A 26,572-nucleotide genomic window follows, 5' to 3' on the forward strand; every position below is an offset into this window, starting at 1 on the left:
AACAACGGTAATGTTGCTTTCAACGATCGCCCAAAAACAACAAACACTTGCAAAGAAAGCAACTGAGAATCCAGAGTATAAATTTAATCGTTTATACGATCTTCTTCATTGGGAGACATGGATACATCAGGCTGCTATTAATGTGTTATCTAGGCCAGGAAGTAGGACAGATGGCGTAGATGGTAAAACTCGCGACTACTTTAAACAAACCTATGAAAGACAACTGTCTTTGATCATAGAACAGTTAAAGTCAGGGAATTACCGTCCACTACCTGTAAAGAGGGTCTATATACCAAAGCCGAATGGAACCAAACGTCCTCTCGGTATTCCGGCTTTACGAGATCGTATTGTTCAGGAAGGTATAAGAATGGCACTCGATCCTATATACGAAACGGATTTTCATCCCTATTCCTTTGGGTTTAGGAAAAGTCGATGCACTATGGATGCGATTGCAGTGTTGATGCCCTTAGCTAACTCCATATCAAAACATTTCTATGTTATTGAGGGGGACTTAAAAAGCTACTTCGACACTGTTAATCATCGAATATTACTCAAATTGTTAAAAAAGCGGATAGCAGATAGGAAACTCATCTCTCTGCTCCATCGCTTTCTTCGTGCCGGTGTCATGGAAAAGCAGCTATTTGCTCAAACTCGTGAAGGGGTACCGCAAGGGGGGATCATTTCCCCACTGCTAGCAAATCTATACTTGAACGAATTTGATCAATGGGCAGCGAAGAAATGGCAGCTATCTCAATCAGAAAGACAAAATACGAGGAAAGCGGGTCGCGGTAATTATACCATGGTTCGCTATGCCGATGATTTTGTTGTCGTATCAAATGATGGGATAGCTGGAGTAAGGCAAGCTAAAGCTGAAATTAAGGAATTTCTGGAGGAAGAGCTAAAACTTACTCTTTCTGAGGAGAAAACTTTAATTACACACGTTAACAAAGGATACGACTTTTTGGGGTTCTATATTAAACGGAACTACTCGGAAGGACGATGGGTGGTACACTTGCGCCCCTCAATGAAAAGTGTGAAGCGTGTGAAAGCTAAGCTTAAAAGTCTTACTACACGAAACCAAACTTTATATGATGAAGTTACGAAGATGAAACAAATAAATCAAGTAGTTAGAGGGTGGTGTGAATATTATAAACATACATCTTTACTCAGTGATTTAGAAGCGATCAGTCGCTATGCGTGGCACAGATACCACAAGTGGTTACTGGCAAAATACAAAGGAAGTAGAAAGGTGCAACTCATCAAGGACAAAACATGCACAATCATGAAACGTCAACGATGGGTAGCGAATACATTCGGTATTCAAGTACATCAATGGCTGCCATCAGCAAAAGAGCTCAATCGTTCTCGTTATTGGAATCGTGGCAGAAATGGATTTGAACATCCCTATCTAGTCGCGTCCAGTAACGAAATCCAACCACCACTAGGACTTAAAGGTCCAGAGCCTTCGATATATCTAACAGCACGGATGAGCCGTGAAGATAATAGAGAGTATCCAAAGGACTGGCACTATAGACGACTAAAGGTACTAAAGCGAGATAGCTTTGCATGTGTGATATGCAAAGAACAAAATGACATCCAAGTTCATCACCGTAGAGGCGTTAAATCGTGGGCGGTAAAAGACTTGGTAACATTATGTCGAAAGCATCACATGATGGAACACAAGAAACTGCGAGTTGATGATTGTCAAATGGAGAGCCGGATGCGGGGAAACTCGCACGTCCGGTTCGGAGAGAGGAGTGAGTAAAACCGCCAGCTGTGAAGCTGGTATGGCGTACTTGCCCCTACTCTACGCGACGCCACCCCAAGTCAAGCCGACCGACGCATTACCCGTCAACTGACGGATGCGTTGGCATTGGTTGATATCCGAGTACTGGACCACTTTGTGGTTTCATTTGAGTGTGTGGTGTCTTTTTCTGAGCGAGGCTGGATTTAAAAAAGCGGCTTATGGCCGCTGATTGAAATAGGGTAGGAGACTACCCTTCAACACATTTTTGGACAATTCCTTGCCAGTGGCTTTCCTAAATTAGCATCTCACGGATAATTTCAGGTATTACAAACCTTCAATCAAGTGGCCAAATTCACTCAGCCACTACACACGGATAAGAATTCAACCTGTGGCGATTTTGGACAAAAGCACGTTAGAACAAAGACTCTAACGTAATGTACTAAGATTAGAAAAAGTATCTTGACGCCATAGTCTCTTGTTATAACTATTCTTGACGACTGTACACTTCATCAAACTCATTCTGGTTTAACGATAGCACTGAGATAGATTTGAGTAAGCCTTTTACACTGAGAATTATTAATACACTTGGTAGAACTGCATATGAGACTGAAAAGTGACAGATCATGGTCAATACTCCAACTGTCATTGAAGTAACACCAAGTAACGGTAACATTAGAAACAAACCAGATTTAACCAGTTTTGCTGTTACTCTAGGTATTCTTTGACCACATATACATACTAAAGTAGCAATCATATTCGCCACTAACGAGATGGCAAACATAAAGCCTGATACATCAAGAAAACTCGAAAAATTTTCTGGTTTCCCAACACTAAAAAGAGCCAAGAAAAAGGCAAAACTAGCAGCAAAACACCCAGAATGAATCCAAGTCATATAGCTCAAAAATCGTTTTGAATAGAAGAACTTCCTATAAAACTTTAAATGATAATCCACATTCTGCATATTGAACCTTACTGAATTGTAGCCGCGTTAAGTGGTGAGCAACGCTACCACCTAACCTAAAATATTGTGCCGTAAACACTAAAGCTGAATCAAACCGAAAATGCCAAGCGTTGGGAATCCGTCTTAAACGCTTGTATGCCATTTTCAGGCATAAAAAAAGCACCGCTATTGCGATGCTTAATATCTGAATTTATCTATGCTTTGGCAGGTCCGGCGAGACGTCCATAAGCAGATTTAGGAGCCTTTACCTTCAAAGCTTTACCAAACGATGATTTACTTTTAGAAGCGTGAGCTTGCATACGCTTGATAGCTTTATCTACGTTCACATCATTTGTTTTGTTTGCTGCTACAGTCAACATAATAGCCCCCTTAGTTTCCTTAACTATAACCGATCATCACTAAGTTGGAAAGCGGCTTAATCTTCATCTACTACAACACGTTTAAACAATGCATTATTCCTAGGGTCAAATGGATCACTTTCATCGAAACCCAACTCACGATAGTAGTTTAATAAGTCATCGTCATCAATTGGATCTTGGATACCAATCCAATCAGCCTCAATAGCAACAGCAAACAGCTCGGCACAGCGTGAAGCAATAGGAACGATATACCCTTTCAAAGGGTTTTCAACTTCACCACCCTGAATATAATTGATCTTAACAACCAATTTCCCTTCGCTGGCTTTTCCGATCATGAGACCGCAGAGCTCTTCACCGTGCCAAACAGCAAGCTCCACCCTAGCCATATGATCTCTACGATATTGGTCTCGTACCTGTCGCCAATCCCATCCTATCTGACGATTTACCGGTATATCCCATTCGTCTTGAGAACGGATAGCATCTTCCGTGATTTCAGTTAAATCAATATGACCAATAAAATCAGCCTCGAATTGCTCAAACTCATTTTGAGCTTGAGCCAACACAGCACGTCTAAGTTGTTGATATTTATTAGCAATGGCTTGGTTATTCATGCATTTATGTCTATCAATCATTAATTGAGATAGATAATATCACGTTTTTTGAGGCACTGGCATATAACGCTTATTAGACGAAAAATTGTTGTGTTTTATCCTTTGGTGATGCATTCATCTTTATATTAACTCAACTGACAATCAATACGTTGTGCCACATAAAGGGAAGTTAGATTACAAGATGTCGCCTAATAACAGGAATGATGAGTTATCAGCTCAATCGAATAAGTTTTAGTAGGATAAACGCACGCCCTCTTAATTGTGTAGAGTATTTGATCTAAGTGTTTTTGGGGCAAAGATTACTTAGAGTAAATTCACCAAATTGTGTGAACTAAATTGTGTAAATGAACACAAATTGATGTGTAGAAAGAAACCAACGTGGTGCAGAATTTTTATCCTAGTACTGATTTGACTTATTTTAGTGTTAAGGTAACGGTATGAAAAAGACCACGCCAACGCCACATGATGCGCTCTTTAAGCAGTTTCTCACTCATCCTGAAACCGCTAAGGACTTATTGGATATCCACCTACCTGCTGAGCTGCGTGAAATCTGTGATTTGACGACCTTAAAGCTCGAATCAGGCAGCTTTATAGAAGAAAACTTACGGCCTTATTATTCGGATGTCCTTTATTCTCTCACAACGTCTCAGGGGGAAGGGTACGTCTATGCGTTAATTGAGCACCAGAGTCGGCCAGATAAACACATGGCATTCAGACTGATACGTTATGCTATCGCTGCCATGCAACAGCATATTGAAGCGGGTCATGAGCACTTACCCCTGGTGATACCTTTGCAGTTTTACCATGGTCAAATCTCGCCCTACCCATATGAAATGAATTGGTTAAAAGGGTTTGCTAACCCTAAGATGGCTAAGGCTCTCTATACTCAAGATTTTCCATTGGTCGATGTTACGGTCATCTCCGATGATGAGATAATGCAGCATCGCCGCATCGCGTTACTTGAGCTTGTACAAAAGCACGCAAGGCATCGTGATATCATGGATTTCTTTGAGCCTCTGGTCACATTGCTCTTAACCGATTACACTACAGATAAGCAAGTACAGTCATTGATGAGCTACCTACTCCAAGTGGGTGAAACGAATAACCTAGAAGCGTTAATTACGTCACTGGTCTCATCAGTACCGAAACACGAGGAAACACTTATGACTATTGCAGAACAATTACGCCAACAAGGCGAGCAACGTGGCCGCCAAGAAGGGCGCCAAGAAGGTATACAATTAGGTGAGGAAAAAGGTCGCCAAGAAGCACTCAAGGAGATGGCGCGTAAGATGCTGCTTAATGGTCTAGATCAACAAACCATTATGGATGTCACGGGATTGAATACAGACGAACTAGCACAACTTTCTCATTAGCCGCTCAAGCATAAAGGGTTGTGTTGATAAAATCTGCCTGGAGACAAAGCTACATCGTTTATGACTAACCGTGGGCTTCTAACTGGCATACCTAGAGCTATAATTTTGTTCATAGTTTTGACATTTACTATCATTTCACCTATTTGAGCGTTGTAATATCTCAAACTCGCTTTAGCGCTTTTCCGCTTCATTTATTGAGTAACTCTCTTCCCAACGCCTTGCATTCTTTCGAGGTGCTCTCAATGAGGTAAAACCTTTCTTTTTCAGAACCTCATGGCGCAACAAAACTGACTTCCACACTCATGGTTTCGAGTATATCGACATGAACAGCTAAGTGTAGCTTTTGCTATGTTCTGCGTTTCTTTGCATCAAGCTTTTTCACTTTCCACTCTCCCTGACCAAAAAGGTGGGGGCTAATTGAGTTAATGGCTAGACGGCGAACAGCCCTTTAAGATTTATTGCTATATTTGACTTGAACCGCCTTCGAACGCTTACCTTTGAAGATTGAGTACGGACGGTTCTTTTTCTAACGCCAATCAACCTATAAAGTACGTATTAAACTTAAATATTGGGCGTTCTCCCTTCGGTTGGCTCATTCCGTCGCTTCACCCCTCTCGCGATAACTTATGGCACTGTTATCGAGCAAGCTCAATGTGACATTAAGTTCCTGCGAACAATCACCAACGCCTCCGCTACTGCGTAGCTGCGCTTCGTCGTGCCTCCTCGTTACCTTTCACTGATTTCAATTAAGTTCTAGTAAGGGCTTGTTTTCTTATGTGCCGATTTTCCTTTCGACTCGCATCACTGGATGGTGCTCGCAGACTGTTCACCATCCTCAATCAGAACCTTCTCTGCAAGGGTTAATAAACGCTGCGCGCCCCTGCAGAGAAGAACCCTGTTTGAGATCTGGACAGCCAAGCGGCTCCATAAAAGTGATACTCAAACAGAAAGGAAACTTGTCATGGCACAACAAAACTCAACCCCAACTCTCTCTACATTGACGCTCAGCGACCAGCGTTTCGGCGCTGGGCTCGAAAGCTCACCAAAAAATGATCTCTCTTTACTGCCTATTCCTCAGCGTACAGAGGGAGAAGATCACGGCTTTTCTCTTACGCTGTGTAGCGACATTACCTTAGCTGAACTCAAAATCGCGGGATTTACTTTGCGTGATTCTAAGTTCTACCCATCCACTCAGGCTGAGGCTGAGGTTGAGAAAAGTATCTTGCACCACTTTAAAATAGGGGACTTAACTGACAATTTTATTGTGAAGGATGTATCAACCCCTTCGAGATCCCTCTTTTCGTTTCACCGTTGCCCGTTTTAATTACTGGGATGTTTTTGTATTAACGTCAGGAGTAAGTCATGAAATATCTCTCTCACTATATTCAAGCCAAACAAACGCAAGCATTTAATGAGGCGGGGGCGTTCTTTGCTTTTTCTAATAAGCAGTTCGATGAAGCAAAAAAAGAGGGCGTGAAATATGCGTCGTTAGGTATGGGTTTAATTTGCCCTGTTGATAATACGAAGCAATTAATGACCCGTTTAGATTCTATTGCTCAAGAAGGGATCGCCGAAGACATCGAAGAGAATGGTAAAAAAGCGATCATTCGCCGTGAGCTATTCAATCACGAGTGTTTCTATACCAATGACATTTGTGATTGTGTCGAAAAGCTCGAAGGGTATGGCATTTCTTACGATGAAGTGTATGAGGTATTTAATCACATTCGTAAAACGGAAGACGTTTATTAAACGCTAAAAGTAAAGCGCCTTGATATTTGCTGTATCAAATATCAAGGCAAATTCAATTTAAATACAGGGGTAAATAAAATGAACATTATGAAGCCAAAGTCAAAATGCCAAGGGTAGCGAGTAAGCAAGAGACTATTTTCGTTTTAAGGTTCGTGTGCTCTTTTAAAAAGAAGTAACCAAAAAGAATATCGAAGATGAAGGCTCCCTGGAATAAAACCATGACTAAACTAAAAGCGCTAGTGTTAAGCACTTTTAAGAGAAAATAGTAGCTTGCCGTGCCGCAAGTGGCTGTTATTACGGCGTTAACTAGAACTTTTTTGATTAACCCATAATGAACTTTAAATAGTAAAGGCGTCAAAAGAGCGGTTCCAGAAAAACCGATGAAAAGGATAACGCTAGAGGGTAAGTACAACGTAAGTACTTTATCAAAACCAATGGCTAGAGTGAGAAAGATTGGGGCGAGCCACGCGTGCAGATTGTTTGAAAAAAGAAGATTCATGTTGTTACTTGTGCTGATGAGCAGTGAAGCGACAAGTATCAGTATAGTGCCCATCATTTGAAGGAACGTCAGTGTCTCATTTAAAAAGCTAACTCCGAACAGAGCACTCCAAATGATCTTTGTTTTAGAGATTATCGAGACAGCGCCTAATTCAATTGAAGTTCGAGCCCTAAAGGTTGAGTATGCAAACCCAAGCCATGAGAAAACACTGAATATACTTAAAAGCAACAGCTCCCAAAGTTCACTTGTATTGTCGAATTTTGTAGGGATTTGTTCGATTTCGAAGAGAACAAACAGCGCAGCTAGTAAACTGCATGTGATTTGATAGGCGAGTAAATATTCATTACATAAAGGGTTTTTCTTAAGAAAGACTCGTGAAATCCATTTGTCTAATGAACTTAAAGTCATAGCTAGAACTAAGATAGTGTATGAACTTATCATTGTTTCTCAATGTGAATTGAGCTCTTGCATTTTATAAGTTCAAATAACTTTTCGTTATTGTGGTTGCTCTTTTCTCCTTTAGTAATAGCAACGTGATTATAATCAGTTTCAATTTTAGCTATGACATTTGGAATGACGCTTTGAAGCAGAAGTAATTCGAAAACCAATTTACTTAAAGGCGTTCCGGGAAACAACTCTTTCTTTTGAAACTCGCCCGGCCAGTGTGCCCATCCCCAATCTTCTGTGATGTATATCCCACCAGATTTTAGATAAGGGAATGATGTCAAAAAAGCGGCTTTTGTTGGTTCATATAAATGACTGCAATCATCAATAATCAGGTTTACATTTTTTTTGGGGAAGTGTGATTCTAATATTTGAATGATCTTGTCGGTATGCTTTTGCTTTACTCCACAATAAGGCTCTATTACAGAGTGTGCTGAAGGCCCCTTTGCTGGATGTTCTCGACGTTCGTCTATGCCTATGATGGAGTCAGGGGTGTAAATCTTATCGAGTAAAACGAGACTCGCCCCGTGATGTACCCCAAACTCAATAATGTTTTTTGGATTCAAAGGAGTACAGATTCGTGCCATTGATTGGGCGAATGAAGGGTCTTTAACTAGAACGAAATTATTTTCCGTCGTTTTCATTTTTGGACTCCCCTAAGAAATCAAATGAAATTCAACTTCGTCAATGGATAAGTGTTCTTCATTATGCCAGCGTATTTTATCTCAAGGGTCATTATAACTATTCATACTTAGTATAGGTCTGATAGTTTCAATAGCCTGCAATGCTACTGTATGTAAAGATTTGATATTAATTATCAATTAATTAATAATACAATTGGCATTTTTATTTTATTATCCTCAGCTTGTTTTACTTTATTTTATGTAGAACAAGACTAAAGTTTTCTTTCGCTATTTATTATTACTAATAATGGTTCATCAAACTAGGATATGTCAATGGGAAATGTCATGGTGTTTTTTGCGGCCCTTGCATGGAGTACAGCAGGGTTATTTACCAGGATAATATCTACCGATTTTCCGACAACTTTATTTTGGAGATCGTTATTTGGCGGGATATGTGTGCTATTTATCTACTATTTGATTAGCACACCAATCAAGCGTCGCCGTATGTTGATATTTACCAAAGGTGAACTAATTATTGGAATTATTGTCACCGTAGGTATGCTTTGTTTTATAGCCTCTTTTTTTTATACAACAGTGGCGAATGTTTCTTTTGTATATGGGTTGATGCCATTATCGACCTTTGTTCTTTCTGTTATTTTCCTTAATGAAAAAATCAATAAAACCACGTTGTTTTGTTGCATCATATCTATGCTTGGTGTGGTATTTATTATGTGGGGAACCACGGATATCGACGACAAGTTAGGCTTATTATTAGCATTTGGGATGACGTTTTTTATGGCGTTGTTGACAATAATAGCAAAGTACTATCCAACGGCTGAAGTTGCCAAATCAACATACTTGTCTGCCTTTTTATGCGCACTGATTGTATATCCGTTTTCGAGTCATATTAATGGTTTTTCCAGTGACTATTATTGGTTAATTGCGTATGGAGTGACGAATGTTGGTTTAGGGTTCGGTGTCTATTTAATAGGAGTTTCTCGAACAACTGCTATGTCGGCAGCTTTAATAGGATTAGCTGAGATACCGTTAGGACCATTTTTAGTTTGGGCTTTTTATGCTGAGGAGGTGGGGTTACGCACGATCATAGGTGGCACAATTATAATGATGGCTGCAATAATGTACCTAGTTTCTAACAGATCCGTAAAAAGGGAGTTTGAATGACAGTGACCTCAAATACGGAATGGTTGACCTACCTAGTTTTTACCTTGTTATATGCGTTTATACCTGGTCCAGCGATGCTTTATAGTATTGCTCAAGCGGTGTCAGGAGGGAAGAAAGTAGGAATAATGGCCGCTTTTGGCCTTCATATAGGGGGGTATGTCCATGTTCTTTTAGCTGTATTAGGCTTGTCCTCTGTGCTTTTAACTAATCCTACTCTCTATTCCGTCATTCAAAAGCTAGGCGCTCTTTACCTTGTTTGGTTGGGATTTCAGCGGATTTATCTAACTAAAAAGGTACGGGTTACTTCTTGTGAAAGTCATATTACCTCCCCTAAACGAACGTTCATTGAGAGTGTGATTGTCGATGTCCTGAACCCTAAAGCTGCAATGTTTTATCTTGCTTTTTTGCCACAGTTTGTGAATGAATCAGGAAGTGTTGCTGTTTGGCTGCAGTTACTCATTTTGGGCGTTTTTACGAATTTAATGTTCAGCAGCGCTGATCTTTTTAGTGTTTTGATGGCGAGTCATCTACATGAAAGGTTTCAAGCAAGAAGTCACTGGGTTGATTTTTTCTCAAGGTGGTCTGGTAGTGTTTTTATACTGTTAGGTGTGATGGCCTTGGTAAACTCTTCGTAAAGTTAGGAGAGGGTTACTGTTTGGTGTTCATTTGGAAGTTTGGTACTGAAGACATAATCAGATCGCTAACCATTGGCATGCAATAACTAGGGATAAAAATTTCTGGTGTCGCGGTCGTAAGTTCTACAAGGATAGGTATGGAAATTGTGTATGAAGTCAATGTGACCGAAAAGCAGCATAAAGAAATAATGATGTTGCGGAATCAATCATTTCCAAAGCATCAAGTTGGGCGTTCCTACTTTAAACAACTCCCTCACCTTCGTGCGCTACAGTATGAAGGAGATGTGCTTGTCGGGTATCTCGGATTAGATTATCGGGTAATAAAAGTTGGGAATGAAGTACACAGGGTTTTGGGGATAGTCGACTTTTGTGTTGCTGAACATTATCGAGGTCAAGGTATTGGTACGTTGATGTTATCCGAGGTTTCCTTGTTTTGCGAAGGTAAGGGGGTAGACTTCATTATTCTTGTCTCAGAGCTGCAAAGTTTCTATTCAGCACGAGGGTATATTCAAGTTAAGGGAACCAATTCATGGTTAAGGCTTCATGAACACACGAATTATGGTGTTGCTGTTGAACATGTTGATGAGCTTTATATAAAGCCAATGAAAGCAAAGAATTGGGGAGATGGCCATATTGACTGGCTTGGTTATATGTACTAACTACAAAGGACAACCAAACGTTTGGGAGTCTCAAGATACTTCGTCTAACCTTATGGCTTAATGTAAGGTGCCTAAGCTTTTTGTGCCCAAAAGCTTCTTAGAGTTCTCAAGCCGCATCATTCAGCCCCTCATTTTTAAGCAAATCAATATAATCGTAATACCTGGACGGGATTCGGAAAAATTCCGAAAAACTCCGTTTAAAAAGCGTAGAGACTCGCTGTTATTTTTAGGCTAAATAGTTTGGTAACCAGACTCGATGAGCTTGTCGCGTTTTAAAATTGAAGTGGTTATGTAGCTCTCACAAACTCTCATCGCACTTGTTGAGTTAGGCTTTTTCGCACAGTGAGTGTTTTTCGTTTGAAAGCGGTATTGTCTGTCGTTTAGCTGTGATTTCAGTTTTGTCATTAGCCGTTTGCTACAGTGTCAAGGCGAAATCGGTTTGTGAAGCAAGTCTTAACAAACTGCTCAAACGGATAAATAAACGCGTAGCATTGTCGGGATGGTTGGCTGAGGTGTTTAAGGTATGAATTTTAAGTTAAGTGGTGGGATTATTTGCCGCTTAGCAGAGCGATATGCTTCTTGGTGATATTAGAAAGCTTAAGGGTAAATAATGGACTATTTATTGTTTCTACTGATTTGTATTGTTGCTACTTTTTCTCCCGGTCCCGCAGTACTTTTAGCTGTGAAAAACTCAGCCGTACATGGGCTAAGAAAAGCGATGTGGGGTATTGGAGGAAATGTTGCAGCTATGATTACAATGGCTTGCTTATCTGCTGCCGGTTTGGGTGTTGTCATTTCAGCATCTGAGTCGTTATACCAGTCAGTGAAGATTATTGGAGGCTTATACCTCATCTATATTGGTATCAAGACTTGGCGCTCAAGTACTCAGGTAGCATGTAGGCAACCTAATACGTTAGATGGGGTAAGTCGATATAAGTTATTGGGTGAAGCGTATATTGTTGGAGTCACAAATCCAAAGGCAGTTATCTTCTATATGGCTCTATTCCCTCAATTTATTGCCTTTGAACATTCTTTTGCAAAGCAGTTTGTTCTTTTGACTTTGACGTTTGCATTTCTCTCATTTGTAGCTCTTTCAATGTATGCAATAGCGGCTAACAAGTTAAGTGTTCTACTGATGAAAGAAAAAGTAAGTAAAGCGTTTAACAGAGCTACAGGCGGGATATTTATAGGGTTTGGGCTATCGTTAATTGCGAGTAACAAGGCATAACTACTCTTTCTAATCCAATAAATTGTAACTACAAGCGTGATGACCAAGCTAATTTGTAGAGAAGAGCCTTTATATGACAGAATCTCATAAACCCTGAGAGGTATAATCTCTTATCTTTAGCAATTTACGGATATTAATCTAGAGTGATGACTTTATCGAAGTGGTCTAAGTAAGAACTGTCGTGTGTCACAACAACCAACTTAGTTTGTGGTTCTAAGAGACTAAAAATTATCTCCCACAAACCTTGGCCTGTTTCACTGTCTAAGCCTGTTGTTGGTTCATCCAGTAGTAACAATTCAGGGGAATGAATATAGGCTCTAAGAAAACACAGCCTGCGCTTTTCACCGCCACTTAGGTTCTGACCGTTACCTTGTAGTTCAGAATCTAATGTTAACCTAGATGATAGTCCTACTTTGTCTAGCTGACTTGTCAACCAATCATTATCCATCTTTTTTCCAAGGGAAAGGTTTTCATAAACACTTCCCGAGAAAACAAAATTGTTTTGCTCTAGGTAGTTAGAAGAGAGGTGAGATACGGGCGTTGGTGTTAATAAACCTGCAAGAGTATCGAGTAAGATTGTTTTACCTTGTCCACTTCTACCTATAACGGCAACGGTATTTATATTTGGTTTCACCAACTCTTCTAGGACCTGATTCAATATTTGGCTAACTTCAGTTAGCTTCTCTTCGTGCTCTAAGATCCCTTTTAATGCTGAAAAATCCTCACGACTTTGGTCAAGTAACCTATATACATCTAATAACCCAGTAAAAGCCCTTGTTAAACTAGCAGATAAAAGCAGCGCAGTGACGAGCTGCCCAGCATCAGAGTGTTGTTCTGGAAACAAGTAGAATATGAACAAGGTGATAATGGAAAGCGATATTAAGCTGTGTGTCGCTATAGCGACACCATCAAATACACTCCTACTGACCGCAAGAGATACAGTTGCTTGTCTATAATTTTCAAAGAATGGAGCTAAACGTTTTTCAAAGAACCCTTCGACACGATTTGATTGGATCGTACGTATACCAGAAAACACACCAACAATTTGCTCGAGTATTTCATCCTCTGCCTCATTAACTCGACTGATGTGAGGGCGTCTTAGCCTAATAATTAGAGTTTTAATCATTGTGGCTATCATTAGGACAAAAACTACAAGAGTAAAGGTCAACCATCCACTAAATAAAATAATCGCGCAACCTAAGGCAAACAACTCAATGGCTAAAGGTAAACCTCGAGAGACGCTCAGGTTTATGAACTGTTCATAAGAGCCTAGACCTCTTTCAAACTTACTGGCTAATGAACCAATCTCTAAGCGTTTAAAATGACTAAAGGGTTTTCGTATTAACTGACTAAATAATGTGCGTGATTTGGTTTCGACGTTGAGTTGTATCTCCTGTTCAAAAAAATATGTAAAAAAAGGAGATATAATAATAGTCACTAATGTAGATAACAGTAGATAATTTAACAAATTCCCCAAGCCTTCCAACGTGGGGGATTGAGAGGTAATATTAATTATCTGTCCGATTAAATAAGAAGGCAAAGCCAAATTTGCTTTAATTAAAAGCAAAACAGCAAAGAGTGAAAAATACTTTAGATAGGTAATTATAGGCATTACTTACGTCCCAGAGGGACGACTAGTTTCCCTTTATCTATAATGTTGAAACGCTCTAAGCCGGGTATATATGTAGATGTAAGCCAGATTTTTTCCTGACTAAATGCGGTATGGACAAGTAAGTCATACTCTTTCTCTTTAACAGAACTTAATAGACTTCCGTAATGGTCCCTAAAATCCATTGAGTCTTGTTCCAGGTTAGAGAAATCCATAAGAGGTAACCTGTCTAACTTTGAAAGATCTGTAATTTGACATAGCTTATCGTATTTATTTAGAAACTCGGTTACCTTAAGATCACAATCAAGCTCAGCGTCGTCATAGTTTTCTATATTTTGAACGAGTTCTGAAAGTGCTCTTTCTATCGCATGAAATTCTGAAAATGAAACTCCAGACGAGCGAAATGCCATAGGGCTAGCAGTAGAAGGCATTACACACGCACAAAAATAGGAATCGAATAGCGTAGTAGACATGATAAAAGAAACTTCATCAATATTGGGGAGAGAAGGCTGATATTTCTGCAACAGTTCTTTTGGTGGGATGATTCGATAGAATTCACCCGTATACTCAGAAAAACCTATGTACTGTTTATATAATTCGCTTAAACAATGGCGCTCGACAACTTCGTTAGCACCATGAAGCACTGTTTCCTCAAATGAAGATCCTGACGCCCAACCACTGTTGGATGTATATTTATTAAGAAAGCAATACGCCTCATTTGGCTGAAGAGTTTCAATGTAAGAAGGATTAACTAAAGTTTCAGGTATAAGGTATTTTTCTAAGGATAAAATAGAGCGGTAGTTTGAGAATTTCAATAAATCATTGTCGTACTCCGTCAGAGTCTTTCCAAAGAGACATTGAGGGTGGCAGTTCTTTGATCTTAACCAGTCCTTTAATTGAACTACCTCAATATGAGAAGAAGTAAAATGATGCTTCAACATCATGTGCTCAAAAGCTTCAAAATAAGCTCCTGTTACCGCCCAACTCCCTTTTCCAGAACCGCTTGACAAGGGGCGGCCTGTTGAAGATGAAAGCTCCACAGTTGCTACCAGATTATCTTCCGTAGTGTAAAGTGAGGAGTGAAGGTTGTGCTCCTTTAACCATAGTTTAATCGCCTCGACAGCTTGCCGACTAGTGAACTCTCGTTCTATTGGATATAGACACATATGACACTCCTCAAAGTTTGAACTTAAGCTAAGAAGGCGAGGAAATCGCGCTCTCTGCTATTTTTTTTAGTGCTCTGCTCTGAAAAGCAAAATTCAAGATTTGGACCCGTTGGACCGTTAATTTCTGAACGTTTGTTACCCATAATTTCTTCTCCTGAAAATAATAACTTGTTTGACTTTATTGAATTGAGCTATTGACAGTCAAACAAATTTTACATAACTATTTTAAATTTCCTCTTTTATTTATTGTTTATTTATTGCGATAGCTAACAATGGAATTGTAGAAAGGATAGGAATATATTTATTATTAATATTGCTAATTATTTTCTTAGGTTGTGTTATGGGTCGATCTTATATTGATTTGATAATTTCCTTACTTATGAGGAGGTGATAATCAATAATTTAATTATGAATAAATAATATTAAATTAACTTCCATGTAAGAGGGTGTTGTTACTTAATGTAATAGGGGAGTATATCGGACGTTACTTACCTAAGCTGATTTCCTAGTCTAAAATGGGAACACAGTTTACCTTAACGTATTTTTAACTTAAGAGAGTAATTAAGCTAAGCCACAAGGAGGTTAGCAACAATGGTTTATCAATGGGCAGTATTTCGTCATCAGCGTCCTATTTTGGGGGCGGGGTGTGAATTATTTGTCGTCATACTCGCTTTTTTATCAATAGCTATACCTCTGATATATGAAGAAAGTTTATTGATGCTGGGAATATCTTCAGGGCTTGCCATCATCTGCTTTATTCTATTTTTACTTTTTGCCCAAAGTGACAAGCTCCGAAGGTCTATGTCTAACTAGGAAAATGGTTAGATTAAAGGAAGATAAGTCCCTGTTCTTGGGTATCTAAGCCCTGCGATTCCCCATACTTTTGGGTTCTAATTATTTTACTAATTGAGCAAAGCCGCTTGGGAGTTATGATACGACAGAATCGCTTGGTGATCACAGAGAACTAGCTACCGTGTCTAGCTCGGATCTGCCCCGTTATTAGTTTCGGCAACATGCTAGCGTTTTTAGACAACTTGAATTTCCCAAAATACAATTCATGTGATGTCTAAAAACTATAAAGTGTCAATTATGGGTAGCATTATGTGCAAGGACAAAGTTGTAACGCCCAGTCAGGCTAGTGCAATTTCGTACGCTCTTCGTCAATCAGACTGACACTTCACTAAGCTTCATTTTACTTGGATAAACCTATAGCTTGATATAGGTGCTTAATTTATCACGGCCGCCTTAGAGGTTCATGAGGCTTTCAATGGACTCCTCAATCGAATCAAAATGATAGGAGTGAACCTCATAACCATCACTAGCTTCGATTCTAACTTTTGAAATACCATTGTTAATTTCAGCCTCAAGAAGGCTGAGAGAATGCTCGACTGACTGACAAATAAAGATATTTTGATTGGTGAAAGTGATGCGGCATGATTGTAAAACCATAGTGTTTCCTTTTCTAGCCTAGGCGACAGAATCTCTGTGTTCTGATTGCCAATTGATGACGTTATTAGAAGAATCCCTTCTATTTTTAACAGTAGACTAGATTGTAAAAAAATATAGCTTATTTTCTAGTGGACATCGAAAGTGTGACTTTGAAAAGGTAAGGCTCTGTTATCACGGGATTTAACACTCTGTTAAGCGAAGCATTATTCTATACCTTGGCGTTAAGCTAGGAGGTGCTCTAAGGTTCAAGGAATACTCATTAGGCTTTTGTAGGACTCTGAAAAGTCAGTGCCCAAAGATTGATAGAACAGTGATTACTACTTCTGATCTGCTCCAGTCAGACTGGACACTTAGCTAAGCGACATTTTGCTTTTCAAAGTTCATTGGGCTTAGATACCCAAGTGCACTGTGCCTTCTCGTTCGATTATAATCAACTTCTATGTACTCGAAGATCGTTTGGCGCATCTGCTCTCTCGTCATGATCGGCTCATATTGGATTGCTTCAACTTTCATTGAGTGGAAGAAGCTCTCAACACATGCGTTGTCCCAACAGTTCCCTTTTCTACTCATACTTTGTTTTAAATTATAAGTACTTATGAGGTCTCGATAGTCTTTCGAACAGTACTGACTACCTCGATCGCTATGAGTTATAACCTGCTCAGGAAACCCTCGACGGAATAAAGCCATTGATAAGGCATCACAGACCAGTGAGGCCGTCATTCTCGTATCCATAGACCAACCAATAACTTGCCTTGAATAAAGGTCAATAATGACAGCTAAGTACAGCCAGCCTTCGCTTGTGGCAACATAGGTGATGTCTCCTGCCCATTTTTGATTCGGAGCCGTTGCGTTAAAATCTTGAGCGAGCAAGTTCGGAGCAACGGGCATTTTATGCTTACTGTCTGTTGTACACTTAAACTTGCGTGCTGCTTTCGCTACTAAATCCTGACGTTTCATACTGGCGGCAATGGTCTTAACATTATGGTTATCACCGCTCTCTGCCAGCTCTTTCTGAATACGTCTTGAGCCATCTCGCTCTTTGCTAACGTCAAAAGCTTCTTTTACTTTGGTATCAAGCTTTTGGCGCTCTGTCTCACGTTGAATCGCCTTGTGGCGATTCTCAACCCAATAATAAAACCCACTTCGAGAAACTCTGAACACCTTAGCCATACGGGAAATACTGAAACTCAGCAGGTGTTCGAGCATAAATTCATAGCAATTTACTTTAGATTTTTCGCGAAGTAGGTGGCGGCCTTTTTTACGATTTCTAGCTCTTCTGCTTGCTCTGCCAACTGCCTCTTTAGCTTAGCGACTTCAACGGCCAATTCTTGTTCTCGTTGGCTAATACTCGAATTCTTCTTTGTGGCTTTTCGCCAACCGTAGATCTGAGATTCATGTAACGAGAGCTGTCTTGCGGCTGCAGCGACTCCCACTTTCTCTGCCAGCTTCAGGGTTTCTGCTTTAAATTCAGGAGAATGGATAATACGTTTCTTCTTAATTGTCATGGTTCACCTCATTAGTTATTGTACTCACTTAACTCAGTGTCCAAAACTGCTGGTGCGGATCAGTTCCTCATAAAGGGTTTAATCGACATATTGCATCTCACATGATTTTTGATGAAGAGTTCGGTACGAAAGAGAACTGTATTAGATTATTTGTGTTGCTAGACACTATGACAGAACTCTATTATTACGAAACTTATTGCCATGACTATCGCTTTTATTTAACTCACGAGGAAGTTATTGGGGACTATAACCTGTATAGCGAGTTAATGGTTGCCGGAAAATCATCTGACAGTATTGAAGCAAAATTGTTGGGAAATGTATGCTAAACAGCCGTATGGTCTCGCGTTTACGTGTTCACACTTTAATTTTACGTTAGCTTACAGGAGAAGGTATTGAGTACGAAAGGTTATTGTAAATTGTGTCGTTGCTTTGGATTACTTGAAAATTCTCATGCCATTGGGGACTCAATTTTTAAGAAAATCACGAGAAAAAGCAGTGGTAAAGGTATTACTTTTACTTCAGATGCATCTGAACCAGTTCATTACACTCAAGATTCGTGGGCAGAGCATCAACTATGTAGATCATGTGAAAAACTAATGAACAATCGTTATGAGGGTTATGGTTTAAAAGTTCTGCGTGGAAAAACCAAACCAAAAATTTCAGAAAGTGGTGTTAGCTTTAACTCAATCGACCAAGGTCGGCTAGCCAAGTATTTTCTCTCGATTATATGGAGAGCATATCATTCTAGCCACCCAGCCTATGATCATATCGCAATGTTACCGAGTGATAGTGAGTATATAAGGTTTGCTTTATTGGATGACACTAAAATTCCAAACAATAAATTTTCAATTAGAGTCTCTCGTGTCATGGATTTAAGTTCAACCCCATCATTCAGCCGAGAATCTATAAAAGACCTAATTGTTTCGCCATTTTCAAGGGATTACTCTAATCCAAGTAATGTATCTGTTTGTTTGCTATTTGAGGGTTTCTTCATTGAAATTTTTTACAAGTCCTTACCATTGCAGCAGAGAAATAGGTTAGGTGTTCTGAGTAATAGCAGTGAAAATTTGTTTGTTCCTTTCGAGAACATATTTGAAATCAAAGAAGTGGCAGACCTAATGTTTCTTGGATTTGTTAAACATAAACAAGGTCAGAGTACAGTAAGCTAACAAAGTGATCTATGCCATCCAAACTGAATATTAGGCTAAGCGAGTTTTACAATAATCCATGCTTTGCTAATTTAGCAGGTTCACTAATACGGAATTGTCCAACTCTGAGTCAGTATGTCGTCGCGACTCATGGCGAGTGCCAATGATGTATTTTGTAACTAGAAGCAGTTAGCTTTGTCAACAAAAGCTGATAACAAAGAGAGCCAAAGCTGACTAAATTGATTAACCAATAACTTTCAATGTTTTTGGTTATAGTATGTGTAATATAAATCCCAATAATACTTGAGTTATTTTAAATGAAACAAGAAGTACATAGGTTTGAGCTATCAATAAATAGCACTATCTCTGAAGTCTATGGTCACTTTACTAAGGCAAATAGTGACCAAAGCCTCGATAGAATGTTTGAAGGTCTTCAAAAAAAACTCAGGAAAATTACCTGCTCAGTGAGAGAGAGGGAGTGTACTCTCATTAATGTGTACATTGCATACGGCAGAAGACAAGAGGACTTTGATGGTAAAGGGAAGACTTGTAAATCTTTTCCTACAAGGAGAATCGAAAGTATAATGAACACCCACACTAACCTTTCGCCAGAAGACCTGCTAGGTGAGGCTTTACGATCTTTAGAGCATTGATCTGGAACTTTAACGCTTTCTAAATTAGCGCATGATAGCTAAGAATATGAGCAGAAAAATTAAGAGTAATTAAACACCAGTAGGTCAAAATAATGATAGATGTAGTTTACTCTCAAGAAAATGAATCTACGAAAGAGGTCAATGTGACCTCTTTTTTGTATTGATTTTAAAAATGATTAACTCGCTTATTGTCCAGAGGCGTTCTAGCGCTAATTTCAGTGTCATTTTTGGTCTGTATTTTGGGGGTTAAAGTGCCCCTGTATAAGAGTAACTAGGCGTTAATGTAAAAACAGTGTGGTCAAATCTACACCCCAACCCCTTCCAATAGGGGCGTTTTTCATCGATAATTTAGTCTCTTAGCGAAAACAAAGACTAATTGGCAAGCGTTCCCAAGATGCCCCTGTATTTTCAATTCTTCACCACACACCACGCTAAATCGTAAACGATTTAAATGGTTGTCTGTGATGAATGTAAAATACATAAAAACAATGACTTATGTTTATTGGTGGAGGCGAATTAGAGCGTGAAAAAATTTTCAAAATCTCAACTAATTAGCCGCTGAAATCCTAGTGTGAAAATATGTAATCACATTGAATTATCATTGACGCCTTTCTGTATAAGGGATTGCGGTTATTTCAATCTAAATCCAATGGGATTTAATTGAATTATTATTTATCCCTTTATAGGTAAGGCTGTGGCGGTTTTTTTAAAACTAAGTACAATGGGTTTACATTGAGAGTTTATTGGATTTCATTGGGGTTTAAAAGTGGACTTCATTGACATTCATTGAGGAGAAAAGGCTAAATTATGTCGCGTTCTTACCCTTTACAAAGCTCCCTTCGAGGGAAGCTAGAGCAAGATTTTAAGAAGTTCAGAGATAGAGAAAAGTTAAGTGATGCCGAGGCAACTCGTCAGCTTTTCACCTTGGCGTTGCGTATCAAACTGAATGACAGTGACGATGAACGGCCGTCGAACCGTGAGTTGATGGAAGAAACGTATCGTAGAGTTAGGCAAGTACAAGGCGTGCTAAATTTAAATTTGGCGCATAGCTTTGATGGGGAGGGGTATTATAAGAATAAAGCGGATTCGATTGAGCAAAGAAAATCCAATACCGCTTTGGTTGATAAAAGCGTCGATGAATATCTTGAAGGCGAAAAAAAAGGGTAGCCATTGGCTACCCTTTTATTATCGCTCTAACTCTCTGTCGATTTCTCTGTCTTCCCAATGGCTCTCTTTCTCTGATTGATTAAATTCCATCTCTTTTTGAGGGGAATATTCTTTTGGCTCAAAGTGATCGAGTGATTGGCTGTCGGTTTCTTTTTTCTCATTATAGTTGAGGGTGTCTAATTCGCTCTCTTGATGAGAAATGTGTGGCTCACTTAATTCAATGTTATGTGCGCTGTTATCTTGCTCTAGTTTATCAAGGCATGATTTGATGTCCTCTTTAAGGTTATCGTCTGACATGAATTGAATGTCACGACCATTAAAGTTCTCGACGATTTTCTCAATGTTATTCGGGTTTAAATCGTGATTTCCGTGATTTAATACAATAATGATGTTCTGTCTCAGTTCATCGGTAGAGATGTTTTGAATGTCGTTCTTATGATTGACGTTGATAATGTCAATCTGCCCTTGAGTTTGGTCTCGAATTAAAAACGAGTTTTCTATCGATGTGCTGATGATGGTGGTGTTTAAATCCTCCCCCTGATGGAATTGTGTTAATTGTTTGGATTTTGTTCCTAGGGTTCTTGGATTAATATCTAGGGAGGTGTCTTTATTTCCTTGAGTGTCTAAATAGGTCACTTCTATGGCTTTGGTTTCACCTTGTTTATTGTGGATGTTGGTTAGCATCGCAGGGTGAAGGGATCTATCTTCGGATGAATAGACCGCCGGGTGGAATTTTACATGGTTGTTTTCAATGTTATTGACACCGAGCTTGTTTAAGTACGTTTGGGCCAGTGTGTTATCCATCGGTAAGCTTTGATTGATATAATCCTTAGCCCTTTCTTCAAACTGCGCAATATGCCTTGGGGTGGTGCTCAGTAATTTTTCGTGTTTACTGTTTTCCTCCAATTGATATTTGTCCGGCTCATTGAGCATCTTGTGCGCTTCATTCATCGCGGCTTTATAATTCATTTCCTTATGACTCATGATTAGGTTAATCAATGCGCCTTTTTCGCCCGTGGTGTAGTCTTTAAAATACCCTCGATGCTCTCCTGTTAGGGTCACTTTAATGGCTGATTTACCAATGCCAAAGGTTAAGTAATCCCGGTCTGATTTGGATTGATTCGGCTGGCCTAATAACTGAACGGCGAGGCTTTCTGTGTATTTTGGTAGTTGCGTATTGATGTGCTCCCTAAATTTGTTGTAGTCAAAGTCACCGCTTTTATTTTGGAACCGGACGTCCTCATGAGGGAGGGCATTACGGTTAAAGTAAGTGGTGTCTTTGGGTGGGATTTGGTTGAGGGTTTCTATCGCACTGGCTTTATGGCTCTCTTTAGAAAGCCAGCTTTTGACCAGTTGTTTTGTGTTGTCGGTATAGAGCCGAATGTGCTGACTGGCACGAGTCACATCGATACCGGCGCGTCTTAAGTTGGTCAGTGCGCCTTTGCTTTGTATCGCGCTAATGACGTGTTGATAGGTGGATCCTTGCGCCATGTCTGCGGTTCGACTGTACGCGTAGTCCCAGTGCCCGTCTTTAAGCGCATTAGGGTGAAGGTTGAGTGTTTGTCCTGTCTTAGATTGAGCGACAATACTGTCTGTAGTCGCTTGCGTGATGCGGTACTCCACGTTGGCTTTAATGCCGCGCTCTTTATCGGTAAAACGGGTGATGATTTTATCGCCCGTTGAGAGGGGTTTTTCTGACACGCTAAACAGTGTCGTGAAGGTATGGTCTCGATTGCGGGGTAAGAACGGCCTTGTCTTACCTGTACTCGCGTCTTGAAGTGTTACTACGCCATGCTCTGAATCTACGTGAGTGATTGTCGCGTACTCACCGGGTCTGGTGCTCAGTATTAAGCCTTTTTGATACGGCATCATGGTGGTGAGCTCTTCACCCGTCGCACCGATTGAGCGTAGCCGGGTTGCGATGACGTTCTCTTTGCCTAACTCACTCTTTTTCATCAATCCGACTCGGATGTATTCGGTAGTTTGGTCTCGCTCCTTGTTGGTGTAAAGAATGAGAAGTGTGTTTTCTCGCGTCTCTGGTGTGCGCTCTAGATAGTCCTTGGCGATCATATAGGGCAGTTTTTCTGTGGCTTCTAACTGCGCTTTGTGTCGGTCTTTACGATGTTCATCCAGCGTGGAAATGACATGCTGGCGGTTGCCTTGAGTATCAGGGGCTTGCTGCTGGAGCTTATCCAGGGCGCTCTGTGGCTGCTTATCAATGATGTTTTGCGCCGCATTAAGTAAGGTGTCGTTTTGCTGACGGATGATGTCGGTCATGTAAGCGGTATCTATGCGGCCTTGGCTTATGGCTAGCTCAAAGGGTTTACCGGCACTGAGTGATAAAAGCTGCTCTTTATCGCCCAATTTGACTGTTTTGGACTGACTGTCATTGACGAGCTTTGTGAACTCATCGGCTTGCTTGTTGCTGACCATGGAGCTTTCATCGAGAAAGAACAAGGTGTGTTGATAGTCACTGGCTTCTCGATTGCCTTGCCTGATGTCAGAAAGCAAACTGTCTAGCGTTTGCGCTTTCACGCCTTTGCTTTCTAGCTCTGCAACCGCGGCGTGAGTGGGCGCAAGACCGATGACGCTTTGCTCTGGTTGCTGGCTGGCTTCTTTCACTAACTGGATAAGTTCAGTATTGGATTCAAGCATGGTGGACTTACCTGTGCCGGCTAACCCTTGGATGGCCACAAAGCTGTCCTTGGTGGTTGATATGAGGGTGATGGCGTCCTTTTGCCCTTGGGTTAGGCGAGGCTTGGTATTGAGAAAGTCTTGCACCTGTTTAGGTGTGGCAAAAGGCTGATGTTGGTCTTTACCCTCATCGATGTTTTGCAAGAGGCGCTTTTCAGTCTCCAGCGCGGCGTGCGTCGTCCAGCGTGTGCCGTCACTGTACTCTGCAGAGAGGGTGTCGCTGCGTTTAGTCAGCTCTGTTTCAACCTGCTCTTTGGTAATAGAGCCACCGGCTTCTTCAAAGGCGTAACGCACCGCTTCCACCACTAACGCTTTTTGGCTAAACGCCGCTTCTCGCTCTGAGAGGTGGTTCAGGGCAAAGCTGACCGCTTTTTCGATGAGTGGGGCGTTTTGCGCTTTGGCTAGTGCTGACAGTGCCTGACTGACATCGTGCTTTAGCCAATCTTGGGTGGCGTCATTTAGGTAGCGGTCGTTGACGTTTTGCGTCTGTAATACGCGCTCAATGGCTGACGGGGAGACTTGCTCTTTCTCAAGTACGCTTTGGGCTTTGTCCGGTTTGTCGGTGAAGATATCAAGGCGCTCTGTTTTTTCGGTCAGGTCGTTTATCAGGGGCTTAGATAAAGTAAATGCTTTACCTGACAGCAAGGTATGGGCTTTTTGCTCAATATGGTGGGCGCCGTGAACATAGTCGTATTGCAGCGGCGCGTCTTTTAAGCTCTCTAAGTTGACGCGCTGCGTTTGACCTTGGCTCTCAAGCGTGAGGCTCTCTTTGTCAGTATGCGTGACAAGGTAACTTCGATTGGCGTCCAAACCGGCAGGGAAGTGTTTGCCTAACGTACGAAGACGTTCGCCTTGGGCGATGTTGAGGCTTTGCGGTTTGCTGATTTGCATCTTCATGCGCTTAAAGGTGCGACTGGACGGGTCAAAGGTGTGTGACTGTCCATCGTGTTTACTGAGTGCGGTCATGGTGTTGGTCTCTTTATCGATGCTGGCAATGACAAAGCTTTGAGGTTTGTTTTTCTCCCAATGGGTGAGTGTCATGCCTGGTTTGTAGTGTTGAACGAGGGGTTGTTGCGCTTTGGAGAGGTGGTGAGGGGTTTGAGTGAAGAGGGTGGTTTCGTGTCTGGCGAGGGCGCCGGTATTTTTCAGTTGGCCCCGTATCGCTTCGGTTAACCGCCGCTGCTCGACGCTGGAGGTGGCAATCACTTGCGTGTTGGCTTTATCGGGGAGGTCGGCGTACACCCGCGCTATCCTATCGGTGTCATTGTCATGCAGTTTCACGTTGGTATGGCTGGCTCGCTTGCCGACCCAAGAATGACTCTCCACATTGCCTTTTTGATACAGCGAGATAGCGTTATTGGCTTTAAATCCCTGACGGCTTGATACGCGGTTAAGCATCACCACTTTACTGCTCGATTGTTTGGCTTTATCGGTGAGGGCTAACAGCTCATTGGCGCTCATCTTATTGGCGTCATCGATGAGCAAGACGTCTTTATTGGTCAGCGGCGTATCGCTTTGCAATAAGCTGTGGGTGGTGTGGCGCTGCTCTGGTGAAAAGAGCTGACCGACCCAGGCGCTGAGTGTTTGACTCTTGCGCTGTACGCTCTCCATGCCCTCTGTCTTGGCTTTCACGCTTTGGGAGACTAATTGGACGCGTTTACCACTGTGATTGCCTACGTTGAGTAGCTGCTGCGCAATATCTTGTGATGAGCCGTGTACATTGACCACATGGAACTGTTTGGTGGAGTGGTAAAGGTCAGTCAAGATGCGCTGCTGCTTTTCAGGGATAGCGAGCTTGTTGAGCGTGTTCGATTCAACGTGGGTGCGCATGTGATGTGCACGGCCTTGGGTGCTGTCGATAAGCGCTTGTTCGTTATCAATTAAGCCTTTGGTAGTGTATTGCCCTTTTTGATTGAGTCCTATCAAGTCGCCCTGTTTAATCATTTCATCCGCGACTTTTTTGATATCAATAGCGTTGAGTTGTACGCCGCCTTTGGTGAACTCTGAGGCGGTGAGTTCAATGATTTTTTCTAGGTGTAACGCGGTGCTGTATTGCCCTAGATGGTCAATGGCTCTGCTGATGGCGGCTTTGGTTTCACCAAATGGTGGGGTGTTTTGCGCTTCTTTCACTTGTTGCGCCCTGGTGACAAGCTGGGCGGGCTCATACCCTTGCTCTTTTACGGTGCTTTGCCACTGTTTGTTGAGGCTGTCACTGCTCTGGTAGGTTTTGCTTTTACGAGTATCGAGGTTTGCTACGTCTTTCGCCGCGCGAGAGTCAAAGCCTAAATCGAGTGTGCGTTGGTCAATTTGCTGTTTGCGAGTGGATGACGCATCAAGAATAGGCTGAGGGACACCGCTGATTTCGAACTGACCGTTGCCGACGCCTCGCGTGGAATAACCGAGTGTTTCTGCATCTTTAGCTAATTGGCTCTGGTACAAGATACCGTAGTATTTTTGGAAGTTGTAAATGCGCTCGCCAGTCCCGTTAATCACGCCCCCTTTTTGTTTTAGGCTGGTTGATAAAGCGCGTAAATCTCCTTCTTTATCGCGCGTCATGTTAGCGGCTAGCGCGTGCGAATGCACTTGCATGTCATTTTCACGGCTGGTCTTATGGCGTACGACTGCAAATAGCATCGAATCCGTATTTTCGTATTCTTGAACGCCTTTCTCATGGGTGACTTTGACTTGTGCTACGTCTTTCTCAAGCTCTGTTAAGGCGAACTTCACGGCGTTATTGTGCGCTTCAATGAGGCGGTTATCTCCGCCAATAAGTGCAAGAACGCTGAGGGATTTGGGCGCAGAAAAGGTCAGGTCGAAGCCAGATTTGTGTTTTTCTCGCTTCCCTTTAATGGTTTCACCGCCAAGATTGCCAGAAAGCACCGATTCTAGGGTGGCTTGATCTACGGGTTTATCTGCCAGTCCCGCTTCGATGGCCAGCTTGCCATGCCAGAAGGTGTTTTCTACCTGGTCTTGCTCTTTGAGGTAATAGTTATCGCCCGCGTCTTTTTCTAAAGAGACGTCAGGTAGGTCTTTGGGGTTTTCTTCGCTTAGGTAATATTTGGCAGCGCCAGAAGCGGATTTCAGTGGGCTAATAGAAAGCATGAGTATTTT

At 41.3% G+C, this 26,572-nt stretch carries 20 protein-coding genes and 2 pseudogenes; 11 read left to right on the forward strand and 11 right to left on the reverse strand.

Features of this window, described 5'->3' with window-relative positions; all coding sequences use genetic code 11:
* Positions 1–10: 10 nt before the first annotated feature.
* Positions 11–1,765 carry a group II intron reverse transcriptase/maturase gene (ltrA, locus tag QWZ07_RS25585; protein WP_192854734.1) on the forward strand — a complete coding sequence of 585 codons (1,755 nt, stop codon included), beginning with the start codon at positions 11–13 and terminating at the stop codon, positions 1,763–1,765.
* A 51-nt stretch (positions 1,766–1,816) separates the two neighbouring features.
* Positions 1,817–1,954, forward strand: a pseudogene (locus tag QWZ07_RS25590) (JAB domain-containing protein); the annotation flags it as partial.
* 277 nt (positions 1,955–2,231) lie between these two features.
* Here the strand turns inward: QWZ07_RS25590 and QWZ07_RS25595 are convergent.
* The 3 genes from QWZ07_RS25595 to QWZ07_RS25605 form a co-directional block, all read right to left on the reverse strand.
* Positions 2,232–2,639 (reverse strand): hypothetical protein, encoded by a 408-nt coding sequence (locus QWZ07_RS25595; RefSeq protein ID WP_132785188.1) that lies wholly within the window; start codon positions 2,637–2,639, stop codon positions 2,232–2,234.
* 263 nt (positions 2,640–2,902) lie between these two features.
* Positions 2,903–3,067, reverse strand: a complete 165-nt coding sequence (locus QWZ07_RS25600; protein WP_155407271.1) for a hypothetical protein — start codon at positions 3,065–3,067, stop codon at positions 2,903–2,905.
* Between the two features lie 56 nt (positions 3,068–3,123).
* Complete coding sequence (locus QWZ07_RS25605; RefSeq protein WP_048657861.1) at positions 3,124–3,678, reverse strand: hypothetical protein; 555 nt, start codon at positions 3,676–3,678, stop codon at positions 3,124–3,126.
* Positions 3,679–4,115: 437 nt separating this feature from the next.
* Here QWZ07_RS25605 and QWZ07_RS25610 point away from each other — a divergent pair, with 437 nt between their 5' ends.
* Positions 4,116–5,051, forward strand: coding sequence for an Rpn family recombination-promoting nuclease/putative transposase (locus QWZ07_RS25610; RefSeq protein ID WP_261891722.1), 936 nt, complete (start codon positions 4,116–4,118; stop codon positions 5,049–5,051).
* Positions 5,052–5,128: 77 nt separating this feature from the next.
* Here the strand turns inward: QWZ07_RS25610 and QWZ07_RS25615 are convergent.
* Positions 5,129–5,544, reverse strand: a pseudogene (locus QWZ07_RS25615) (transposase); the annotation flags it as partial.
* A 468-nt stretch (positions 5,545–6,012) separates the two neighbouring features.
* Here QWZ07_RS25615 and QWZ07_RS25620 point away from each other — a divergent pair.
* Entirely contained in the window at positions 6,013–6,375 is a 363-nt protein-coding gene (locus QWZ07_RS25620) for a hypothetical protein (protein ID WP_192854769.1), read from the forward strand.
* Positions 6,376–6,413: 38 nt separating this feature from the next.
* A complete protein-coding gene (locus QWZ07_RS25625; protein WP_192854664.1) occupies positions 6,414–6,800 on the forward strand; it encodes a DUF7659 family protein in 387 nt (128 codons plus the stop codon).
* Between the two features lie 85 nt (positions 6,801–6,885).
* Here the strand turns inward: QWZ07_RS25625 and QWZ07_RS25630 are convergent, their stop codons facing one another.
* Positions 6,886–7,707 (reverse strand): EamA family transporter, encoded by an 822-nt coding sequence (locus tag QWZ07_RS25630; protein WP_261891719.1) that lies wholly within the window; start codon positions 7,705–7,707, stop codon positions 6,886–6,888.
* A 29-nt stretch (positions 7,708–7,736) separates the two neighbouring features.
* Entirely contained in the window at positions 7,737–8,387 is a 651-nt protein-coding gene (locus QWZ07_RS25635) for a CmcI family methyltransferase (RefSeq protein WP_192854667.1), read from the reverse strand.
* Between the two features lie 312 nt (positions 8,388–8,699).
* On the opposite strand from QWZ07_RS25635, the gene QWZ07_RS25640 reads away from it, so the two are divergent.
* The 4 genes from QWZ07_RS25640 (at position 8,700) to QWZ07_RS25655 (ending at position 12,070) form a co-directional block, all read left to right on the forward strand.
* Positions 8,700–9,548 (forward strand): DMT family transporter, encoded by an 849-nt coding sequence (locus tag QWZ07_RS25640; protein WP_192854669.1) that lies wholly within the window; start codon positions 8,700–8,702, stop codon positions 9,546–9,548.
* Positions 9,545–10,183 (forward strand): LysE family translocator, encoded by a 639-nt coding sequence (locus tag QWZ07_RS25645; RefSeq protein ID WP_225998618.1) that lies wholly within the window; start codon positions 9,545–9,547, stop codon positions 10,181–10,183. Before QWZ07_RS25640 ends, QWZ07_RS25645 begins: the two co-directional genes overlap by 4 nt.
* A gap of 137 nt (positions 10,184–10,320) precedes the next feature.
* Entirely contained in the window at positions 10,321–10,842 is a 522-nt protein-coding gene (locus tag QWZ07_RS25650) for a GNAT family N-acetyltransferase (protein WP_192854671.1), read from the forward strand.
* Positions 10,843–11,452: 610 nt separating this feature from the next.
* Positions 11,453–12,070 carry a LysE family translocator gene (locus QWZ07_RS25655; protein ID WP_192854673.1) on the forward strand — a complete coding sequence of 206 codons (618 nt, stop codon included), beginning with the start codon at positions 11,453–11,455 and terminating at the stop codon, positions 12,068–12,070.
* A gap of 133 nt (positions 12,071–12,203) precedes the next feature.
* On the opposite strand, the gene QWZ07_RS25660 is transcribed toward QWZ07_RS25655, so the two are convergent.
* From QWZ07_RS25660 to QWZ07_RS25675, 4 genes are all read right to left on the reverse strand, one after another.
* Positions 12,204–13,682 carry an ATP-binding cassette domain-containing protein gene (locus QWZ07_RS25660; protein ID WP_225998619.1) on the reverse strand — a complete coding sequence of 493 codons (1,479 nt, stop codon included), beginning with the start codon at positions 13,680–13,682 and terminating at the stop codon, positions 12,204–12,206.
* Entirely contained in the window at positions 13,682–14,845 is a 1,164-nt protein-coding gene (locus QWZ07_RS25665; RefSeq protein ID WP_192854676.1) for a YcaO-like family protein, read from the reverse strand. Before QWZ07_RS25665 ends, QWZ07_RS25660 begins: the two co-directional genes overlap by 1 nt.
* Positions 14,846–16,090: 1,245 nt before the next feature.
* Entirely contained in the window at positions 16,091–16,294 is a 204-nt protein-coding gene (locus QWZ07_RS25670) for a hypothetical protein (RefSeq protein ID WP_192854678.1), read from the reverse strand.
* 354 nt (positions 16,295–16,648) lie between these two features.
* Positions 16,649–17,799, reverse strand: a protein-coding gene (locus tag QWZ07_RS25675; RefSeq protein WP_192854759.1) for an IS3 family transposase whose coding sequence is annotated in 2 segments (ribosomal slippage) — positions 16,649–17,556 and positions 17,556–17,799 — 1,152 coding nt in all. Because the reading frame shifts where the segments join, the coding sequence is not laid out codon by codon here.
* A 392-nt stretch (positions 17,800–18,191) separates the two neighbouring features.
* Between QWZ07_RS25675 and QWZ07_RS25680 the strand changes: the two genes are divergently transcribed.
* Together QWZ07_RS25680 and QWZ07_RS25685 are read left to right on the forward strand one after the other, a co-directional pair.
* The gene (locus tag QWZ07_RS25680; RefSeq protein ID WP_192854432.1) at positions 18,192–18,968 is read left to right on the forward strand and encodes a hypothetical protein; all 777 of its coding nucleotides are present in this window, start codon (positions 18,192–18,194) and stop codon (positions 18,966–18,968) included.
* Between the two features lie 1,439 nt (positions 18,969–20,407).
* Positions 20,408–20,767, forward strand: coding sequence for a hypothetical protein (locus tag QWZ07_RS25685; RefSeq protein WP_016790675.1), 360 nt, complete (start codon positions 20,408–20,410; stop codon positions 20,765–20,767).
* A gap of 18 nt (positions 20,768–20,785) precedes the next feature.
* Here QWZ07_RS25685 and traI read toward each other — a convergent pair whose 3' ends face one another.
* Positions 20,786–26,563, reverse strand: a complete 5,778-nt coding sequence (gene traI / locus QWZ07_RS25690) for a conjugative transfer relaxase/helicase TraI (RefSeq protein WP_192854433.1) — start codon at positions 26,561–26,563, stop codon at positions 20,786–20,788.
* Positions 26,564–26,572: the final 9 nt, after the last annotated feature.

Source organism: Vibrio lentus (assembly GCF_030409755.1).
GTDB lineage: Bacteria > Pseudomonadota > Gammaproteobacteria > Enterobacterales > Vibrionaceae > Vibrio > Vibrio lentus.